The 20,298-nt window shown below is 35.5% G+C and carries 16 protein-coding genes; 7 read left to right on the top strand and 9 right to left on the bottom strand.

The features are described from left to right. Window positions 1-34: 34 nt before the first annotated feature. Together EO244_RS13745 and EO244_RS13740 are read right to left on the bottom strand one after the other, a co-directional pair. On the bottom strand, window positions 35-1,936 hold the full coding sequence (locus EO244_RS13745) for an amidophosphoribosyltransferase (RefSeq protein ID WP_129255264.1): 1,902 nt from the start codon (window positions 1,934-1,936) through the stop codon (window positions 35-37). 109 nt (window positions 1,937-2,045) lie between these two features. Further along, window positions 2,046-2,612 (bottom strand): hypothetical protein, encoded by a 567-nt coding sequence (locus EO244_RS13740; RefSeq protein ID WP_129255263.1) that lies wholly within the window; start codon window positions 2,610-2,612, stop codon window positions 2,046-2,048. Window positions 2,613-3,468: 856 nt separating this feature from the next. Between EO244_RS13740 and EO244_RS13735 the strand changes: the two genes are divergently transcribed. The 4 genes from EO244_RS13735 (at window position 3,469) to EO244_RS17120 (ending at window position 7,490) form a co-directional block, all read left to right on the top strand. After that, window positions 3,469-4,983 carry a sensor histidine kinase gene (locus EO244_RS13735; protein WP_129255262.1) on the top strand — a complete coding sequence of 505 codons (1,515 nt, stop codon included), beginning with the start codon at window positions 3,469-3,471 and terminating at the stop codon, window positions 4,981-4,983. A gap of 5 nt (window positions 4,984-4,988) precedes the next feature. Beyond that, window positions 4,989-5,675 carry a response regulator transcription factor RprY gene (gene rprY, locus EO244_RS13730; protein WP_129255261.1) on the top strand — a complete coding sequence of 229 codons (687 nt, stop codon included), beginning with the start codon at window positions 4,989-4,991 and terminating at the stop codon, window positions 5,673-5,675. A 167-nt stretch (window positions 5,676-5,842) separates the two neighbouring features. Next, window positions 5,843-6,214, top strand: coding sequence for a BlaI/MecI/CopY family transcriptional regulator (locus EO244_RS13725; protein WP_129255260.1), 372 nt, complete (start codon window positions 5,843-5,845; stop codon window positions 6,212-6,214). 1 nt (window position 6,215) lies between these two features. Next, window positions 6,216-7,490, top strand: coding sequence for a M56 family metallopeptidase (locus EO244_RS17120; RefSeq protein ID WP_129255259.1), 1,275 nt, complete (start codon window positions 6,216-6,218; stop codon window positions 7,488-7,490). Window positions 7,491-7,555: 65 nt separating this feature from the next. On the opposite strand, the gene EO244_RS13715 is transcribed toward EO244_RS17120, so the two are convergent. Further along, window positions 7,556-9,100, bottom strand: coding sequence for a hypothetical protein (locus EO244_RS13715; protein WP_129255258.1), 1,545 nt, complete (start codon window positions 9,098-9,100; stop codon window positions 7,556-7,558). A 157-nt stretch (window positions 9,101-9,257) separates the two neighbouring features. On the opposite strand from EO244_RS13715, the gene EO244_RS13710 reads away from it, so the two are divergent. Beyond that, window positions 9,258-9,578: a hypothetical protein gene (locus EO244_RS13710; protein ID WP_129255257.1), complete on the top strand. Its 321-nt coding sequence runs from the start codon at window positions 9,258-9,260 to the stop codon at window positions 9,576-9,578. A 319-nt stretch (window positions 9,579-9,897) separates the two neighbouring features. Here EO244_RS13710 and EO244_RS13705 read toward each other — a convergent pair whose 3' ends face one another. The 4 genes from EO244_RS13705 to EO244_RS13690 all read right to left on the bottom strand — a co-directional run bounded on the left by EO244_RS13705 (window position 9,898) and on the right by EO244_RS13690 (window position 14,822). After that, window positions 9,898-12,285, bottom strand: coding sequence for a TonB-dependent receptor (locus EO244_RS13705; RefSeq protein ID WP_129255256.1), 2,388 nt, complete (start codon window positions 12,283-12,285; stop codon window positions 9,898-9,900). A 92-nt stretch (window positions 12,286-12,377) separates the two neighbouring features. Next, a complete protein-coding gene (locus EO244_RS13700; RefSeq protein ID WP_129255255.1) occupies window positions 12,378-13,250 on the bottom strand; it encodes a FecR family protein in 873 nt (290 codons plus the stop codon). A 26-nt stretch (window positions 13,251-13,276) separates the two neighbouring features. Further along, on the bottom strand, window positions 13,277-13,777 hold the full coding sequence (locus EO244_RS13695; protein WP_129255254.1) for an RNA polymerase sigma factor: 501 nt from the start codon (window positions 13,775-13,777) through the stop codon (window positions 13,277-13,279). A 130-nt stretch (window positions 13,778-13,907) separates the two neighbouring features. Continuing rightward, entirely contained in the window at window positions 13,908-14,822 is a 915-nt protein-coding gene (locus EO244_RS13690) for a hypothetical protein (protein WP_129255253.1), read from the bottom strand. Between the two features lie 836 nt (window positions 14,823-15,658). Between EO244_RS13690 and lepA the strand changes: the two genes are divergently transcribed. Together lepA and EO244_RS13680 are read left to right on the top strand one after the other, a co-directional pair. Continuing rightward, the gene (lepA, locus tag EO244_RS13685) at window positions 15,659-17,446 is read left to right on the top strand and encodes a translation elongation factor 4 (protein WP_129255252.1); all 1,788 of its coding nucleotides are present in this window, start codon (window positions 15,659-15,661) and stop codon (window positions 17,444-17,446) included. 195 nt (window positions 17,447-17,641) lie between these two features. Beyond that, complete coding sequence (locus tag EO244_RS13680; RefSeq protein ID WP_129255251.1) at window positions 17,642-18,193, top strand: hypothetical protein; 552 nt, start codon at window positions 17,642-17,644, stop codon at window positions 18,191-18,193. Between the two features lie 83 nt (window positions 18,194-18,276). On the opposite strand, the gene rnc is transcribed toward EO244_RS13680, so the two are convergent. Together rnc and fabF are read right to left on the bottom strand one after the other, a co-directional pair. Further along, entirely contained in the window at window positions 18,277-18,984 is a 708-nt protein-coding gene (gene rnc, locus EO244_RS13675; protein WP_206734572.1) for a ribonuclease III, read from the bottom strand. A gap of 42 nt (window positions 18,985-19,026) precedes the next feature. Further along, window positions 19,027-20,280 (bottom strand): beta-ketoacyl-ACP synthase II, encoded by a 1,254-nt coding sequence (gene fabF / locus EO244_RS13670; protein ID WP_129255249.1) that lies wholly within the window; start codon window positions 20,278-20,280, stop codon window positions 19,027-19,029. Between the last annotated feature and the right edge of the window lie 18 nt (window positions 20,281-20,298).

Genomic DNA, 20,298 nt, shown 5'->3' with positions numbered 1-20,298 from the left:
TGACATCTTAAAAATCCACCAATCAACTTATAGCTTAATAGGCTCTTCTGGTATTTCCTTCCACATAGTTGATGAATGAGGTGTTCACCACCTTGTTTCCTCCAGGCGTTGGATAATCTCCGGTAAAATACCAATCTCCATTATTTTCAGGGCAAGCGGCGTGTAAATTATCAACCGATTGGAAAACAATTTTCACCTCAGCGTGCATATCATCCGGAGTTAACTGTTCCGATATTTTATCTGAAATTTCTTCCGGTGTAAATGGTTTGTAAATTTCAGTCACGTAATTCATAACCTCTTCCTTAGGCAAGTTCTCCTGAGCCTTACATTTCTGATAAACCTCATCGATAATATGCGCCATATTTCGCTCTTTAAGCAAAGCAATTGCCGCATTAAAAGCACAGAAATCGCCCATTCGGGTCATATCGATACCATAACAGTCCGGATAACGAATCTGCGGTGCCGATGATACAACCACAATTTTCTTTGGATGTAATCGATCTAAGATTCTTAAGATACTTTTCTTAAGAGTTGTACCGCGAACAATTGAATCGTCAATAATAACCAAGTTATCAACATCGTTACGAACAATACCATAAGTCACATCATAAACATGGCCAACCAAGTCATCACGACCTTCATCGCCTGAAATAAACGTTCGAAGCTTCACATCTTTTACGGCAATTTTCTCAACGCGAGGCTCTACAGAAATAATCTCTTGTAGCTTTTCTTCAGTCCACTCCCCATTTAGGTCATGAATCTTTCGCATTTTATCTTCCTGCAAGTGATTACGAACGCCTTCCATCATCCCGTAGAAAGCTGTTTCAGCTGTATTAGGAATAAATGAAAAAACCGAATTTGCAATATCATGATCGATACTATCAAGGATAGCTGGCGTTAATAATTGACCGAGTTTTTTTCTCTCTAAATATATATCCTTATCCGATCCTCTTGAGAAATAAATTCGTTCAAATGAACAAGATCTTCTTTTCTGTGGAACACGAACAGGAACTTCTGACACATCACCATTTTTACGAATGATAACACCATTTCCCGGTTCAATTTCCTTAATATCTTTAGCTCTGACATTTAAAGCAGTTTGAATCACCGGACGTTCCGAAGCAACCACCACAATCTCATCATCCTGATAATAGTAAGCTGGACGAATACCCCATGGATCACGCATTACAAAGGAATCTCCATGACCGAACATACCTGCAATAGCATAACCACCATCCCAGTCACGCGACGCACTCGCCAGTACCTTTTGTACATCAAGATTCTCTTCGATAAGAGGAGAAATAGCTTGAGAGCTGTAACCTTCGTTTTTATATTGTCTGAATTTAAGTTGATTTTCTTCATCAAGATAATGACCAACTTTCTCAAGAATTGTAACGGTATCTGTATAATCGCTTGGGCTTTGACCTAATGATACCAATAAATTAAACAACTCATCTACATTAGTCAGATTGAAATTACCTGCCAATACCAAGTTACGAGAACGCCAGTTATTTTCACGCTTAACCGGATGAACGAAATCGATACTATTACGACCAAAAGTTCCGTAACGAAGATGACCTAAATAAACCTCACCAGCAAAAGGAACGTTTTCTTTTGCCCATTTCGCATCTTCAAATTTTTCAGGATTAGTTGCTCGTACAGTTGCTAAATCGCCGTATATACTATCGAATACATCTTTGATAGGCTGATTCCCATTTGAACGATGGCGATGAATATATTTTGTACCTGGCTGTTGATCGATTTTTATACTTGCGGCCCCTGCTCCTTCTTGTCCTCTGTTATGCTGCTTCTCCATCAAAAGACAAAGCTTTTGAATTCCGTATTGCCAAGTCCCATACTTTTCCTGATAATACTCAAGTGGTTTGCGCAAACGGACCAAAGCTATTCCGCACTCGTGTTTAAGTTGATCACTCATTTCGATTTATTATAATGGTTATTTAGTACTTTCTTTTTACTCTTGTAAAAGGCAAAATTACAATTTATTAATAAAAAAAACCGCTTAGAATTACCCAAGCAGTTTAATATTATTCTATTTCGTCAATCACATTTTTTTGTTCCAACTCAAGATCAACTAAATTTATTTGATCCTTCACTAGATAACAATAAGGATATAATTTCACACACTGTTTATACAAATACATCGCTTCGAATTTATTCCTAAAGTTGCCAATACGCACTCTGAAATCCGGAGCTTGATATTTTACATACACCTTTTCTTCAGGAAATCGTTCTTCTAAATCCTGACGAATGGAAAAAGCCTTTTCACGATCACGTCCTCCACCTGAGAAAACCTGAATTCGATATCCCTGAAATCCGGGCAACTCTGAATTCTCTGCCCGATCGATTTTAAGCAGATCATCTATACGATAATCCTCAACAATTCTTACTTTACCCTGTCCCTCATTATCCAATCTCAATCTCTCAATAAATTCTACATTCCCTTTATAGAATTGTATCTTTTTCACATGCATAGTATCCTGAACTTGCTGATCAAGAGAATCGAGGCTCTGAGTTGTTTCATATGTTTGTGCATTCAGAGATGACAGACAAAAAACAAATACTAAGCTAAGTAAATAAAAAGGATACTTCATTTGATATGTATTTTTCCAAAACTAATTCCTATCCTATTCATTCAATCCAACAGATATATCATACAAATACAACTGATTATCAAGACCTTTTAGATTTCCAGAATAGATTCCAAAAATAATCAAAAATATCTAGCTTCAAATATAATTTAACGATTGATAAGATTTCTCTTTTACATCGTTAAAAAACACAAAAACAAAGCACCCTTAGAACACAACATATCAAGCAAATACAAACGAAACACTAATAGGAATTAACCTGATACTGAAAGAAAAAAAATACATGAACCAAGTTATTACTTAATATCTGAGAAAAGCTAATCAGCATAACTCTGGGCAGGACACAGAAAAAGAAAAAGGATGGTAACCACAACCATCCTTTCTTCTAACTATTAACCAAAATTTGAAGATGAATACCAAGAATTCAGTCTTCGGGAGCAAAAATAAGATCTTGAAATTAAATTCAACATTATAATTGTGAAAAATAAGCTAAAATGTCCTATAACATATTATCAATCAAGACAGGCTACTGGAACGCAAATATCTATTTATAATAATACACCTCATGAATAAATAAATATTGACTCGTAAATATTGATAGGTTAATAACAACACGTGGTCATTTATTAATCTTAGAAACAAAGCCTTTCACACAAAAACTATAAAAATTTCATTAATCATATATACTTTAAGGCTTTCTTGCTCCGTTAAAGATTGTTAAGCATGAATTAGCTCATTAGTATTTTTCTATATTTGTATCAATGAGAACGGATTTTTATTTGAATATCAATAAGAAATTCATTTTTAGTTTCCACTAAATCCCAGTCTATAAGAGGGACAGAAAGTCAGAATTACATTTATGAGCAAAAAATACATATGGTTAGTAACAATCGTTTTAGCGATATCATTATGCGGTCTAATCTTTATTCAGATCAAGTACTACCAGTCTACAGCAAAAATTAAAGAAGACCAGTTTATACTTACAGTAAGTAAAGCGCTCGACCAGGTTGTTGATGAATTGGAATCTGATGACGAAGCTCAAAGTATTCTCGAAGGCAGTAGCAGCAATCAACCGACAAATGGTGTCAACAGAAAGAAAAAAATTAATGGTTACGGTTACAAAATCGATTTCCCACTGAACCCTGGTCAACACCCAACTGCTGAAGTCAGTTACTATCAGGAGAACAAAATCCTTTACAAAAAAGAAACCGAACTGAATGCCAAAAGCTTCAGTGAACTGATGAAGAAAGTTCAGGACCCACAATCCCTGTTCTCGGTTATGGGAAATCAATTTCAAACATCCCGAATGGCCACTCATATGGCTCGTTCAAACATGCCACTGAAAGAACGAATTGACCTGAATTCAATCCAGAAACTGATTAAAGAAAAGTTAAAAAATAATGGAATTAAATTAGATTTTGAATTTGCAGTAAAATCAGATAATAACCTATTTGTAAAGAAATCAAAAGACTATTTTAACTATAACCATCTTGAGAAATATTCCAAGCAATTATTTCCAAACGATTTATTTAAAAACTCACATTATTTATACATCTTTTTCCCAGGATTACATAAATACATTCTAAGGTCGTACACCATGCTATTTCCTTCATTGATTTTATCAATGATTTTGATTTTATGCTGTGCCTTTACGATCTTCATCATATTCAGACAGAAGCGTTTATCTAAAATAAAGAATGACTTCATCAACAATATGACGCATGAGTTTAAAACGCCTATTTCAACCATTTCGTTAGCCTCTCAGATGCTTAGAGATAGCTCGGTAACTACAACAGCCGAAAGCATCAATCATATGGCTAAAATCATCAACGATGAAAGCAGAAGATTAAGTTATCAGGTTGAAAAAGTCTTACAAATGGCTATCTTTAACGAAGGACGTTTGAAACTAAAATTAAAAGCAGTTAATGTTCATAAGATAATTGAAAATCTTATGCCTAACTTCACGATTAGAGTTGAAGATCGAAAAGGAAACACTTACCAGCATCTTGATGCCAGAGAGGATCTTGTAATGCTGGATGAGGTTCATATAGGTAATCTTCTTTCAAATTTACTTGACAATGCCATAAAATATAGTAAAGATGCTCCGGAAATAAGCATCAGTACAAGGAACAAAGACAAAGGAATTGTGATATCTGTTACCGATAATGGTATTGGCATATCAAAAGAAGATCAAAAAATGGTTTTCGAACGTTTTTATAGAGTACACACAGGAAATGTTCACGATGTAAAAGGCTTTGGACTAGGCTTATCCTATGTGAAACGAATTGCTGATGCACACGGTGGATACGCCAGTGTAGAAAGTAGCCTTGGAAAGGGCACAAAATTTGAAGTATACCTGCCATTTAAAAAATAGACATTATGGAAAAAGAAATAAAAGTCTTATTGGCTGAAGATGATACAAATCTCGGCCTTCTTCTTAAAGAATATTTAGTAGCTAAGGGCTACAACACGACCTTATGCGAAGATGGAGATAAGGCATACGATGCATTTTTAAAAAACCCTTTTGATATTGGTATCTTCGATGTGATGATGCCACATCGTGATGGCTTCACTCTGGCTAAAGATATTCGATTAATCAACTCTGAAATTCCGATTATCTTTCTTACTGCAAAATCAATGAAAGATGATGTATTGGAAGGGTTCAAATTGGGTGCTGACGATTATATGACCAAACCATTTAGTATGGAAGAACTTTTGGTTCGGATTGAGGCTGTCCTTAGAAGAGCTGGTGGCATACATGAGAACAAACAGGAAGAATTCAAATTAGGTCGGTTCCTTTTCGATTCGAAGAAGCAATTGTTGCACGATGGCGAAAAAGCAATCAAGTTAACAACTAAAGAATCAGAACTCCTTAAACTCCTTTGCAATAATGCCAATGAAGTATTGGAGCGTAATTTTGCCCTTAAAACTATCTGGCTCGACGACAATTATTTTAACGCTCGAAGCATGGATGTTTACATTACAAAACTCCGCAAACATCTTAAGCCGGAAACAGATATCGAAATTATTAACGTACATGGTAAAGGATATAAGCTGATCATGTAAGGTTCAAAATATAATTCCACTAAAAATCCTCTCTGCTAATGCTGTGAGGATTTTTTTTCGACCATGCTACTATAAAAATAGTAATACCGTTTGTTACTTAATCTTTTTCTACTATATTTGTAGTAGATTCAAAATCTATAATTGCAATTAAAAATAAGAGTACAGCTATGAAACAAATGACGAAAGCAGAAGAACAAGTGATGCAGATATTGTGGGATCTGAAAGAAAGCAATGTGAGAAGTATTGTGGATAGATTTGATACCCCAAAACCTGCTTACACAACTGTGGCAACAGTCTTAAAAGTTCTGGAGAAGAAAGGTTTCGTAACTAAGATCCCACAAGGGAAAACTCACTTATTCCTCCCTCAAATAACAAAAGAAGAATATTCCGGACATCAAATGGGGAGCTTATTAAAAGACTATTTTAATGGGTCATTTTCAAAAATGGCTTCCTTTTTTGCAAAAGAAAACAACTTAAGTATTTCTGATTTGGAGGAGATGATTGAAATAACAAAGAAGGAAATCAATAAAGATAAATAACATGAACGACCTATATATTTATCTGCTTAAATCATCAGCTGCTTTAGCTTTATTTTATGGGGTTTATCATTTCTTTTTACAAGATGAAAAATTCTATAAAGGGATCCGTTTTTATCTGGCCTCTTCTTTGCTAATGGCATTTATATTACCCTTGGTTAAGATGGATTTTGCAATTGCCAATTCTGCAGGTAATTCAAATATTGTTTTACTGCTAAACGCAATCAATTTAAGCAGTAAAACAAGTGAATCAACAGGTTTATTAGAGAACTTCTCTTCATCACAATTATTCACAGGGCTTTACGTTTTAATTTGTTTCATCTTAATTCTAAGATCTGTTATCAGAATTTGCAAAACCCAGAGGGTTATAAAAAACAATCCCAAAGATGAATTTGAAGGACAAGAATTAATAAAAGTTGATGAGGATACACCAAATTTCTCATTCCTTGGGAAAATTGTAATAAACAATAAAAACCTAAATACTGAATCATTTAGAAATATTATAGCACACGAAAAAGTACATGTGGAACAAAAGCATTGGATCGATCTGCTTTTGGTGGAATTAACAACAATCGTATTGTGGTTTAATCCCTTTGTCTGGCTCTTTGAGCGCGCTATAAAACAAACGCATGAATTATTAGCTGATGAAGGGGTTATTGCGCAAGGCTGCAACATCGGACAATATCAGGCGAGTATTTTAAACCAAATAATGGGGGTTGAAGTGATGGGCCTGGCCAATAACTTCAATTGCTCTATTACTAAAAAACGAATGATAATGATGACGAAAACCAATACATCAAAAAACAGGATGTTAAGACTCCTGTTTATAATACCGGCAATTGCGATTGCATTAACACTAAATTTAAAGTGTACATCAGAAAATGAAAAGCCAGTTGAAGAAGAACTTATCACAATTTCAAAAGGGGATCAGACCACAATTAAATCAGATATTGTAAATGGTGAACAAATTTTTGCAGTATGCGAAGAAATGCCCCAATTCCCGGGAGGAGAAAAAGCACTACAAACTTGGATCTCACAAAATGTGAAATACCCTGCTGAAGCACAAAAAAACAGTATTGAAGGTCGTGTTTTCATCAGCTTTGTAGTTAATAAAGATGGTGCTGTTAAAGATGTAAAAATAGCAAGAGGAGCATCACCATCATTAGATGCAGAAGGTCTTCGTGTTGTAAGTGCTATGCCTAAATGGACACCAGGCAAACAAAGAGGTGAAGCAGTCAGCGTACAATACACAGTACCTATCAACTTTGCTTTAAAATAAAAAGGATTTATACCTTTTAAGTATGTAAAAAAAGCTCTCAGGTTGTTGTCCTGAGAGCTTTTTGTTTATTTATTATTTCTAGCTTTTTCCATTATGACGTCCTGCACAGGGCGTTTCTCAATTTTAGAATCCAACCACGAGATCAGATCGAGATATAGAAAGGCTCTCTTTTCGAATGGATCGTCTACCCATTTCATTAAATCCCGCCTCGATTTTATAAATTCTTCTTTCAACTGATCAGGACTGATACCACTTAAGCGTCGGATAAAGCGAAGAATGTATTTTTGTACCTCTTGCAAGTCTTCCATCTTCGCCAAAAATCGATACGTCGATCTGATTTGGTAATCCAGATGATCGGTATGCTCCAATTCATAATGGCTGATCAGGTTCAAAATACGGGCAAAACAATGAATATCAGACCTCAGAGAGGTATCTTTTTCCTCAATAATTCGATTCAGGTATTTAATCGCCTCACGGTATTCGCCACAACCAAAATAAAGACAAGCTATTTTATAATAGAAAACCAAATTTCGATGTTTATCCAAACTGTATTTATTGGCTTCGATAAAGCTCTCAATTTTGGGAACAATTGCGATCCCGGTCTTGAACTGCCCCTCCATAAAATACTGATTAATTTGGTGCATAAAGAAAAACTGTTCCTGCAAAATACAAAGATTGGAGTTAGCCTTCACCTGTTCGACATCTTCAAGATTCTTAAGAATTTTTAAGTTCTTCTTAAACTTACTTAAATGATTGGTGTAGAATAAAGCGACCAAAACATTATTCAGAGCTTTCAGATACAAATCACACTGGCTGGTGATCATATCGGGATTCATCTGAAATAAATCGACCCATTTTTGTGCGTACTTATAACACATCAAAAAATCCTGAATGATCAGATAGTACCAAACATAGGACTGATAGAGATACAGCTTTTCGTAGAAACTCAATTTCGTCAGATCCACCGATCGAATATTGGCATTAAAAAACTCACTCACCATCAGAAGATCCTTATCGTTTCGAGCATAGCCAACCTTAAGGTATAAAGCATACAAACGAATAGACATATTAGAAAAATATATGATCCCTCCCATCTCCTGGTTAAGCCCTTTCGACTCAGAGGTGATCTCATCTGCTCTGGTCTCCATACTTTTAGTAATATATTGAGATTCAATCAATTTTTCGAATTCAACAATCTCCAGATGCAGCAATTTTCGCTCATATTTCTCAGCCAGAGTCTTACTTTTTTCCAACATTCGCAAGCTTTGTTGATACAAACCTTTATTGTATAAAACCTTAGCATGATCAATCTGCTCACGAATACTAATCGAAATATCATGATTCACTTGCGTGAGTCGCAAACTCGTTAACAATTGCTTGTAAAGATGCGCTTTCAGGTTGGGAAGTTGCGACAACTTTATATCCTTTGCCCGTTTAGTAATGAGTTCCTCCTTATACGTCTCCATCTTATCGATAGAGTCGAAAACTTGTATGAATTTACTCTCTTTTCCGCTCCCTATCCGATTGGCATAAAGTTTAAAATTCCTCTTTTCCGACTTAGTCATCGATTTTATAAGCTGAAACAAGGGTTCAATTTGATGCTTAGACATAGTAGTTTTTTTTCTGTATCTAACTAATAAACAAGTGATTTATCGCACAAACGAACTTTGAACTTCGGAAATAATCAATAAAAGTGATTTTCCAGAGCCTAAGCTATGTGCTACATTCATGTCGATTTTCAAATTAACACAGTCAGCAACATAGGATATGCGTTCAAATGTAATAAAATTCGGCAAACCTGTTTTAACGAATGAGATTGAATCTAATTCAATCAATACGAGTCAAAAACAATCTCTTCATAAAATGATCTTAGACAAACTATCCGGCATCCTAAATCAGGATATCGATAAAGGACTAAGATTGATTGAACAATTGATTAGTAAAGAAGAAATGGATGTTTTCAGATCAGAATTGGAATTAAAATTCTCATCAAAACAGACAACTGAATATCAAACTGTCAACTACAACAGACGTCTCAAAACTCTAAGATCTTGTTTCGAGGGGCTTTCTGCAGACAGTATCTTATAACTTATTTAAAATATCAATAAATCGACTTTTCCAATTTATATCTTGATGAAATAATAGCTAAAAGTCAATCAAATACTGTGTATCAGAAATTGAAAAAACGATTTAATGATGCAATCAACCGAAACAGTTTTCCCTCTGTTTTTGTTGTTTAACTAGTAACCAAATCTGAAGAAAACTAAGTCGTGAGGAAAGTGAACAAATCGCTTCGTAGGGTCATGTTAGATACGATTGTGAACCATCCCTTTGTTAGAATTAGTAGTTTATTTCTGAAGCAGAAAACACTTCTCCGATCACTTAGCTTCTTCAAGATTTAATAATATCAGAATCCCAATCGTAAGAATAGACGCACCGAAAAAGGTGTGGTTTTTTCGTTTATACTCAAAATCGTTTCCTGGCCTATTTTAACCTGCTCTGAGTCGAAATAATTAAGATTTTCTCTATCGAACACATTTAGAAACATCACCCCAAACTCAGTTTTAAATTTCTTAGGCTTCATTTTATAGATGATAGAAGCATCCAGTCGACTATAATCCTGTTCTGACACAATCGTGTTTTGCAAGTCATCATAGGATGGGAAACCTGAACCCCATATATAATTCACAGAACAATAAAACCGCCCAATATTAACCAAACCTGCAAACTTCAGTTCATGAGTTTGATCGTGAAGAGCCCTTTGGAACGTTTGGACTTTCCCATACTCAAACTTCTCTTCGGTTCTCCCAAGCGTATAAGCCAACCAAAATGCATGTTTATTTATCGTCTTCTTTAAATACAAATCGAGCCCATAGGTCTGACTTTTACCTATTGTAATTCCCTCAACGCTTCTATTTCTAAAATAACGCGTGTGTCCTTTTGTGTATTTCTGATAAGCTTCCAAACTTATAGTAAAATCATCCTTGTGATAGGACGTCCCCAAAACCAGATGCTGAGAATTTAAAACAGGAATGATTTCATTATCTGCTCCAACCCAAAATTCGCGGCGATTTCCTTCATCATCCAAAATAATACTGCGACTCATAAATTGCCTGTAAATGCCCCAGGCTGAATTTACCGAAACAGTCTCAGAAAACTTGTAACTCAACGATAGCCGAGGATCAACATACAATTGATTGATTAAAGTTGGATAGCTTAAGTTTACCCCAATTTGAGCCGTTAAATCTTTATTCAAAGAAATCTTATTCTGCAAAAATCCACTGAGTCTCCCAAAATCCGAATCATAGTTCATGGTACTCACATCAAGAGAATCTTCAGAATACTCAATTTTATTATACAAATAGGTCATTCCTGTCTGAACAAGAATCTTTTTCGTGAGATTAAAATCGTGTCTTAATCCGGCTTTGTATTCCACAATATTTGTATTCCGATCATCCTTACGACGGATTTCAGTCAACTGATTTCTTAATCTGGAAACTTCAACTAAATTATTGTACGAAGATGTTAATCCTGAACTCGTAAGAAACAGTTCACTTCGTCCTCCCTTATTCCATTGCATATTGTACGAAACTGAAGCCCCAAACTGCTCTGAATCTTCATTTTTACTTTTTTTAATTTGATCATTTCGGCCATCATTAAAATGATAATCATATTCATTCGTTCCACGAAGCAAACTCACTTGAAAACTATTCCCATTATCCCCTGAATAAGAATATTTTAAATTCACATCCCTGAATTGATATTCCGGAACCAAACTAAGATTGGTCGCTCCCCGTGAATTATTTTGAGAATTAAGCCCCAGGGGTTCCACCGACTCATTTTCATACAAATTGTAATAAGTCTGTCGATATGCTGCAATTAATGACGATTTTTTACTCAAAGGGTATTCAAATGAAGCGTTAGCAGTCACATTACTCAAAATCAAATTAAAAACGGGTTTAATTTTACTCCCATTCTTACCTGTGATATTCACAAAACCTCCAACTCGCCCATCATAACGTGCATCGTAGCCTCCCTTTTCAACATCGATATACTTAGCCATAAGCGGATTGATATCCCCAATATCCTGATAAGAATTTTTCAGCCCCCAAAGCGTTATTTTATCAAAGAGAACCTGAGTTTCACCGTTATAGGATCCCCAAATAATCACACGATCAGATTGTTCATTTGAGGCTGCAATGCCGGGTTGCATTCGCAAAAGCTCAAACACGGAATTATCACCATTACCCGGCAAAAAATTTACAATCTTATGATTCAGACTGATATTACCCGCTTCATTTCCAATCTTTATAAAATTCTGAACCATCCTATCTGACACCAGTATCTCAGGTAAATCAGTCTGTGCAGGTTGAAGATAAAGCTTATGACTCTGCTTCGTATTTAAAACAGTATCCAAAATAAAATAGCCAAGATGCGAAGCCTGCAAATGTAAATTTTTATCTTCATCTGAAGTGAAAGAAAAACCACCACTCATATCGCTCACCTGGGGGATCTCATTTATAGACAAATGTGAATAAGGCAAGCTTTCATTGGTCTCAATATCGTAGAGATAACCTTTAAGATTATATTTCTTTTTTCTCTTATCTGCATAAATAAGAAAAATCCCATCCGTGTACTGATAGGCAAGTGAAGTATTTTTTAATAAGAATTTTATCGCTTCTTCAAGTTTGGGGAAAGTTCTCGATGCCGTAATTATAAATTCAGAGAGTAGCTCATCATCAAAAGAAAATTGCACATCATACCTCTCTCTTAAATCAATTAAAACTTGATTCAAAGTTTGTTGTTTCGCCTGAACCCTTATTTCTTGTGAATATGACCTTAGACTGATAGCGAAAACAAAACAGAGTAGAATGATGATTTTTAATCTCACTGGGTTTGTTTTGGACGAACAATAAATTTCTTTGATGAAACTTTCGAATATTCTAATCCTAAAGGTAAACAAACCCAATTCAATATTTCATCAACTGAATCGCCTTTTTTGAAGTTACCAGTGTAGGATATTTTCGATAAATCTTTTCTTACAATTCGAATATCATATTGCAATTCTATCTCCTCAAAAACTTGCTGAATAGGCGTACCTGTAAAGAAAAAGATATGATCTCGCCACATGGTTTTTTCTTTGATATTTATGCCTTTTTCCAATTCAATTTGACCATTTCTATTGATTGAGGCATAATCTTTAGGGTACAAAACCACTTCATCCTGAGTGAAATTTGAGAGGACCTTAACTTTCCCGGTAAAACAGGTTACTTTATAAGTATTCTTACGGGTGTAGATATTAAAACTCGTCCCTAGGATCTGAGTGGAGCCATACCGCGATATGATATCAAAACGATTCCCTTTACTAATATTAAAAAATGCCTCTCCTTCGAATTTCACTTCCCGTGAAAATTGCCACCAATAGGGATGATAAGTTAAACTTGAGTTGGCATTAAGCTCTACACGGCTTTCATCAGGCAGTAAAACAGACAAATGCTCACCCTTGGGACAATATTGGGTTTCGGTATAAAAACGCATAAAAGCAGCACTAGCTATTACAAGCATCAGACTTGCAGCAATCGAATACATCACCCACAAAGACCTGGTTTTCTTCACAGAAGTCTGAGTCTTCTCTATCTCAGAAATCATCTCAGCCCAAACCTCATCTTTCGATTTTGAATAAGGCAATTCAATCTCTGGTAATGAGTTTAATAACTCCTCATCAGAATAGTTGTCCATATTTTTAAAATCAAAACTCATGAATCTGTTTATCGGTGATTAAATAGTTACTCATAAATGCTTTCATTTTTCAATGCTTCTTTCAAAAACTGCAAGGCATGTTTCATTCTTTTTTCAACCGCTTTTACTGAAAGATTTAATCTTTCTGCGATTTCAAAATATTTAAAGCCTTCAGTCCGACTCATTAAAAAAACAATTCTTTGTTTTTCAGACAGCTGGCTTAAGGCCAGCTCATATTTATTCCTCAACTCTTTATACTGCAAAATTTCTTCCGGTGATTCCATTTTATCATTTCGCTTCGCATTTGCAACATAATTTTGAGCCACAACATCCTTTCTATATCGACTGATAAAAAAATCGTTTGCTATTTTATATAACAAGGCTTTAGTTGGAGGCTCTTTAAAACTTTTACGCTTTTCCCACACCCGCATAAAACACTCTTGTGCAATATCAGTTGCCAAGTCTGAATCACCCGATCGGAAATACAAATAGTTTCGTATCGCATCGAAATAGGTATCGAAAAGATATTTAAAATGGTCTTGATTCAAAACAGCGTAGAAATGGTTCCCTTAAAAATAGCTTATTTTTTACAATAAGCTTTAATCAATTTATTTTCTTAAAGTTGGAATAGCAATTAGCCAACTGGCCAACTACTATTCCAATGATCACCCCAAATTATTATTTTCTACCATGTCGATGATTTCCCAACGTAATTTCCTGTTCCCCGTCAGCTGTCGTTTTCACCGCAATATTATCACATGTTCCATCCCCAAAATCAACGCGGGCAAACTCATCTCCATTCTGAGAATAAACCACAATACCACTTACGATATATTTACATGTTCCCAATCGAAGAAGGTAATCGTCAATTTCCTTTTTAAACTCATTATTCTCGGTATCCACATAAACATCTTGTCCTGAGATATGAATTTTATCATCAGCTCTATCGTAGCTGGTATCAAAGCCTTCAACCCATTCCTTGGTTTTATTACCAACACATGACACTTCTGTATTATCTGCAAAAGTAAAATTCAGATCATAAGTATGTTCAAATTTTACTAACACACCTGTTTCACCTGTGAATACAACCTTTTTATACCCCTCAATTCCAATTGAATCAACCATGAAATTTTGATAAGTCATTTCACGCATAGCACCATCGGTTCCCTGAGGTGCCGAAATTATAATGGTAATAATCCCACTAATAAGCCGACCGTTTCTAAGTTCAATTCCATCACCATAGTCAATCGTAATTGTCTTGGGAAAACCATTATTTTCACCTTCAACAACCGTTACCTCAGGCCCTTCATCATTATTGTAACAACGCCACCTGTAATAAAGCTCAGTATAGTTTCTTTGGCAATATTCATTACCACCATCTTTTGTCGAGCTCTCAACAAAAGAGAACATATCACTTTCGTAATCAGCTTCCGTCATCACATTTGCAATTGCAACTTCAGTATCAACAACTGCTGCCACATCGGTAATACTTATTTCATCTTCTCCAATAAGTTTCACATTGTCATCCGCTTTATCGCATGATGTAAACGCAAAAGCTATTCCTAATAAAAAAACAAATAATAACTTTTTCATGATTATAGATTTTTATGGGTTTAACTCATTTTATTAACCTTAGAATGTTTCGTCATTCAAGCTTTTGTATATGTACCGTATCAATCTGGTTTTACCCTACCTTTTTATCCCAAAAAAAAATCATTTTTTAAGAAAACTTAGAGATGTAATACGCCTATCTGTAGAAATTCTCAAACAGCCATCAGGCTTTTTAAGACCTTCATCAACAGCATTTGTACGTTAAAGGAAATCAACATTTTTTTGGGTTACTTTTCCTCTTTATAGAGAATTAATAGGATGACAGGAATTATATCATGTTGATTAAAAAAGAAAGATAAGTGAAGGAAAGGAAGTTAAAAAAAGCCCAAATTTATTCCGTTTGGGGCTTCAGCATTATTGCTGCAGGAGGAATAGTACAATTTTTTTCAGAGAACAATGGCTATGCATTGTTAATATTAGGATCAAGTATATGCTTAATTGCATTAATAAAAGCCATCAGGAATTTTTAAGTAGAAACTCACAATTTCTTGCCAATAATGAAGATATTACCCCTATTCAGTATTGGCAAGAACAAACTAAGATTTAATTTTTCAGAGGGAACAACGTTCTTATCACAAACATTTCATTATCCATTCTCAAAAAAAACAAAAAGATAAATCTCCATCATTAAGAATACCCTTCAAATAGAAAATAAACCTCTAAGTTATCTGATATAAGTTTAATTACTAAACCCTTACCTATCTTGTCTAATCCAAGGAATTGAATATCTTTGTAGATTGATTAAGAAGCTCCGTATAGTAGTTGAATCTGTCATAAAACGATAGGAGTCTCAAGCATTATTTAATTGATTTTTGAAGATGAAAAACATACGTAATTTTTGCATAATAGCCCATATCGACCACGGGAAAAGCACACTTGCCGACCGCTTGTTACAAGTAACTGAAACTGTTAGCGAACGCCAGCAGCAAGCGCAAGTTCTTGACGATATGGATTTGGAACGTGAACGTGGCATCACCATTAAAAGTCACGCCATTCAGATGGATTATAACACGAATGGTGAAGATTATGTATTAAACCTAATTGACACCCCAGGTCACGTCGATTTCTCTTATGAAGTTTCCAGATCGATTGCTGCCTGTGAAGGTGCCTTATTAATTGTTGATTCTACTCAAGGGATACAGGCACAAACCATCTCAAATCTCTATTTAGCAATTGAGCAGGATTTGGAAATTATCCCTGTCCTGAATAAAATTGATTTGCCAAATGCCAATCCTGAAGATGTAAAAGATCAGATTGTTGACCTTCTGGGTTGCGACAGAGACGAGATTTTATCCGCGAGTGGAAAAACTGGAGAGGGTGTTCCTGAAATCTTAGAAGCTATTGTTGACAGAGTTCCTGCACCAAGTGGCGATAAAAAAGCACCTTTGCAAGCCTTAATCTTCGATTCAACATACAATGCTTTTCGTGGCATCATCACTTATATTCGAATAATGAATGGTGAAATTCGAAAAGGTGATATGGTGAAATTCCTGAATACCGATAAAGAATATTACGCTGATGAAGTTGGAGTTTTACGCTTGGAACGAGAACCTCGCAAAATCTTGAGTACGGGAGATGTTGGTTATATTATTTTAGGTATCAAAACATCTACTGAAGTTAAAGTCGGTGAAACCATTACAAATAAAGAAAACCCTTGCGATAAAGCTATTGAAGGGTTCGAAGAGGTGAAACCTATGGTGTTTGCAGGTGTTTATCCTATTGATAGTGAGGATTATGAAGACTTACGTGCCTCAATGGAAAAATTAAAACTTAATGATGCTTCGCTGACATTTGAACCAGAATCATCATTGGCACTGGGTTTTGGTTTCCGTTGTGGTTTCCTTGGTCTGCTTCATATGGAAATTATTCAAGAACGTCTGGATCGTGAATTTGGAATGAATGTTATCACAACCGTACCTAACGTATCTTATATTGCTCATACTAAAAAAGGTGATGTTTTCGAAATGCATAACCCATCGGATATGCCGGATCCAAATTCTTTGGATTTTATCGAAGAGCCTTTTATTCGAGCCCAAATCATCACAAAATCTGAATTTGTTGGTTCATTGATGACCCTTTGTATGTCAAAGCGTGGGATGATGACCAATCAGCAATATCTAACGAGTGACCGTGTTGAATTGACTTACGAAATGCCTCTGGGCGAGATTGTATTCGATTTCTACGATAAACTTAAGAGTATTTCAAAAGGTTACGCATCGTTTGACTACTTCCAAATTGGTTTTAAAGCAGCCAAATTGGTGAAGTTAGACATCCTTTTAAATGGAGAAGGTGTTGATGCCTTATCAACTCTAATTCACTTTGACAATGCGCAATCTTTCGGACGAAGAATGTGTGAAAAGCTGAAAGAGCTCATTCCACGTCAGCAATTTGACATTGCTATTCAAGGGGCAATTGGTGCTAAAATTATCTCCAGAGAGACAGTTAAAGCCGTTCGTAAGGATGTAACCGCGAAATGTTATGGTGGTGATATCACACGTAAACGTAAGCTGCTTGAGAAACAAAAGAAAGGTAAGAAAAAGATGAAACAAGTAGGTAATGTGGAAGTCCCACAAAAAGCCTTCCTGGCAGTTTTAAAATTAGACTAAACCAGGCTATTCTTAGCAATATATTTAAACCCTTCGATTTTTCGAAGGGTTTTTTATTTGACATCGCTCTGGATAAATATTCCATCTAACCTTAAGTTTTCCTTAACTCTTTTTAGCCAAAACTTAACGCCTTTTAAATATGACGACCTTTAATTTTGGAAGTAGATATTTAATCAAAACTCAATTTTAATCATTATGAAACGATTAGCACTCTTACTTTTAATAATGGGATTCATTTTATTCAGTTCACAGAACACCAATGCACAAGAAAATAAAACGAAAAAGGAAGCCAAAGTTAAAGTTCATATTAATAAAGATGGGAAATCTGTAAAATTCGACACCATCATTCATGATTTCAAAGACCAAAAAGAAATCATGAAGATTATCAAATCAAGAAACATTCCCGACTCATTGCTTAAGAATTTCGAAGGTGAAGACCTAATATGGGTATCGGATGACAAAGATTCACACGACAAACACAAAGTCATCATCAAAGAATTTTTAGATTGTGACTCAATGGAGCATTCAAAAATGAAACGCAGCATCTGCAAACATGTAAAAGTAATTTTTGAAGATGATGATATCGATATAGACAAGGATATGAAAATAATTCACATCAATTCAAAATCAAACAATAAAGTCACCTATGATGGCAAAGAAGAAGTCGAGATTGAAATCAATGATACCAACAGGGATGTGAAAAAAACGATCAAGAAAAAAAGGTTCAGAAAAAAGAAAAGTAATTGATTAAAACCCTAAAACACAAAAGAGGATGATAGCTAACTATCATCCTCTTTTGCTCTGCGAGCAGAATAAAATTTAACTACAAACTATGCTGTAGCTACCAAAGGTTCCTCAAGGCGCAATAAAGCTTCTTTTGCTGCCATTTGCTGAGCCTCCTTCTTAGAAGCACCAATTCCTTTCCCCATCATGTTTTTTTCAACCTCAACCTCTGAAATAAATACAGGCAATTTCATCTCCTGATCTAATCCATCTTCTCGAGTATCAAAAACAACATCTTTCTTATTTTTTTGAGCCCACTCAATTAGCTTACTCTTAAAATTTGTTTCCACAGTAACAACTTCTTCGATGTTAATGAAGTTACGAAAGATTTTATCTTCAATAAAAGTTTTAGTCACAATATAGCCTTGATCAAGATAAATAGCTCCAACCAAAGCTTCGAATGCATCACCATAAATATGTTTGTTATTATTTAGATTTACATTCGACATAACCTGTTTATTCAACCCTATCTTAAGCGCTAATCTGTTTAAAGATTCACGACTTACAATCTTAGATCGAATTTGAGTAAGAAACCCCTCACTCTTATTGGGAAAGTATTTGTACAAGATATCAGCTGTAACAGATCCCAGTATGGCATCACCTAAGAATTCAAGACGTTCATTATTCATAGGAGCTCCATCCTTAGTTGGAATAGATGCTGATTTATGCACCAACGCAAGTTCGTACAATTCAAGTTTATTGGGAACAAATCCCAAAAGATCAAAAGACAATCCATAAAACTCCCTCTTTGGCAAGAATCGAAGTTTTATGGATTGAATAATAGACTTAATCACAAATTATTCAGTAAATGATTTAAGAATTACTGAAGCATTGTGTCCACCGAAACCAAACGTGTTGCTTAAAGCGGCTCTGATTTCGCGCTTCTGAGCTGTGTGTAGAGTTAAGTTTAGTTTTTCGTCAATTTCAGGATCTTGTTCTCTGTGATTGATCGTTGGCGGTACAGTAGAGTTTGTGATTGCCAAAATACTGGCAATAGCTTCAACTGAACCGGCAGCCCCCAAGAGGTGACCTGTCATTGATTTTGTGGAACTAATGTTCATTTTATAAGCATGCTCCCCAAAAACGGATTGTACTGCTCTCAATTCTGGAATATCCCCTACCGGAGTTGATGTTCCATGAACATTGATATAATCCAAATCTTCTGGTTTCATGTTTGCGTCGTTCAATGCCATTTTCATCGCATTGATGGCACCACGTCCTTCAGGATGTGTTGCAGTCAAGTGATAAGCATCACCAGACATGCCTCCACCAACAACTTCAGCATAAATCTTTGCTCCACGCTTTTTAGCGTGTTCATATTCTTCTAGAATAAGAGCTCCTGCACCTTCTCCCATTACAAAACCATCACGGGTTTTACAGAATGGACGAGATGCTTCTTTATACTCATCGTTGTTCGTTGATAAGGCCTGCATTGAGTTGAATCCACCCACTCCTGCTTCATTAATTGAAGCTTCTGAACCACCTGAAATAAAGATATCAGCTTTACCCATACGGATATAGTTCATTGCATCAATCATAGCGTGAGTGGAAGAAGCACATGCAGAAACTGTACCGTAGTTCGGTCCCTGGAAACCATATTTCATAGAAATATGACCTGCAGCAATATCAGAGATCATCTTAGGAATAAAAAAAGGAGAGAAACGAGGAGTTCCGTCCCCGTTTGCATATCCTGTAACTTCATCTAAGAAAGTCTTAATACCGCCAATTCCAGAACCCCAAATAACTCCGGCTCTTGTTAAATCTTCCGCCTCCAAATCGAAACCCGCATCCTCAATGGCTTCTTTAACAGCTACTAAAGCAAACTGTGTATAGACATCAAGTTTACGAACTTCTTTGCGATCGAAATGCGCCATCGGATCGAAATTTTTAACTTCGCAAGCAAACTGAGTCTTGAATTTTGAAGCATCAAAATGAGTGATTTTATCTGAACCACTCACTCCATTCTTCAAATTCTCCCAATATTCGGCAATGTTATTACCAATTGGGTTAATGGTTCCAAGACCAGTTACTACTACTCTTCTAAGTTCCATAAAAAAGGTTCTGGGTTA

The sequence above is a fragment of the Ancylomarina salipaludis genome (assembly GCF_004122035.1).
Lineage (GTDB): Bacteria > Bacteroidota > Bacteroidia > Bacteroidales > Marinifilaceae > Ancylomarina > Ancylomarina salipaludis.
This window is presented reverse-complemented; position numbering and strand designations above follow the sequence as displayed.

What these genes read in the sequence shown, in the direction of transcription:
- EO244_RS13715 (WP_129255258.1), bottom strand. Translation starts at nt 9,100, where the DNA reads ATGTCTAAGCATCAAATTGAACCCTTGTTTCAGCTTATAAAATCGATG.
- rprY (WP_129255261.1), top strand. Translation starts at nt 4,989, where the DNA reads ATGGAAAAAGAAATAAAAGTCTTATTGGCTGAAGATGATACAAATCTC.
- EO244_RS13690 (WP_129255253.1), bottom strand. Translation starts at nt 14,822, where the DNA reads ATGAAAAAGTTATTATTTGTTTTTTTATTAGGAATAGCTTTTGCGTTT.
- EO244_RS13680 (WP_129255251.1), top strand. Translation starts at nt 17,642, where the DNA reads ATGAAACGATTAGCACTCTTACTTTTAATAATGGGATTCATTTTATTC.
- EO244_RS13735 (WP_129255262.1), top strand. Translation starts at nt 3,469, where the DNA reads ATGAGCAAAAAATACATATGGTTAGTAACAATCGTTTTAGCGATATCA.
- EO244_RS13740 (WP_129255263.1), bottom strand. Translation starts at nt 2,612, where the DNA reads ATGAAGTATCCTTTTTATTTACTTAGCTTAGTATTTGTTTTTTGTCTG.
- fabF (WP_129255249.1), bottom strand. Translation starts at nt 20,280, where the DNA reads ATGGAACTTAGAAGAGTAGTAGTAACTGGTCTTGGAACCATTAACCCA.
- EO244_RS13745 (WP_129255264.1), bottom strand. Translation starts at nt 1,936, where the DNA reads ATGAGTGATCAACTTAAACACGAGTGCGGAATAGCTTTGGTCCGTTTG.
- EO244_RS17120 (WP_129255259.1), top strand. Translation starts at nt 6,216, where the DNA reads ATGAACGACCTATATATTTATCTGCTTAAATCATCAGCTGCTTTAGCT.
- EO244_RS13700 (WP_129255255.1), bottom strand. Translation starts at nt 13,250, where the DNA reads ATGAGTTTTGATTTTAAAAATATGGACAACTATTCTGATGAGGAGTTA.
- lepA (WP_129255252.1), top strand. Translation starts at nt 15,659, where the DNA reads ATGAAAAACATACGTAATTTTTGCATAATAGCCCATATCGACCACGGG.
- EO244_RS13710 (WP_129255257.1), top strand. Translation starts at nt 9,258, where the DNA reads ATGCGTTCAAATGTAATAAAATTCGGCAAACCTGTTTTAACGAATGAG.
- EO244_RS13725 (WP_129255260.1), top strand. Translation starts at nt 5,843, where the DNA reads ATGAAACAAATGACGAAAGCAGAAGAACAAGTGATGCAGATATTGTGG.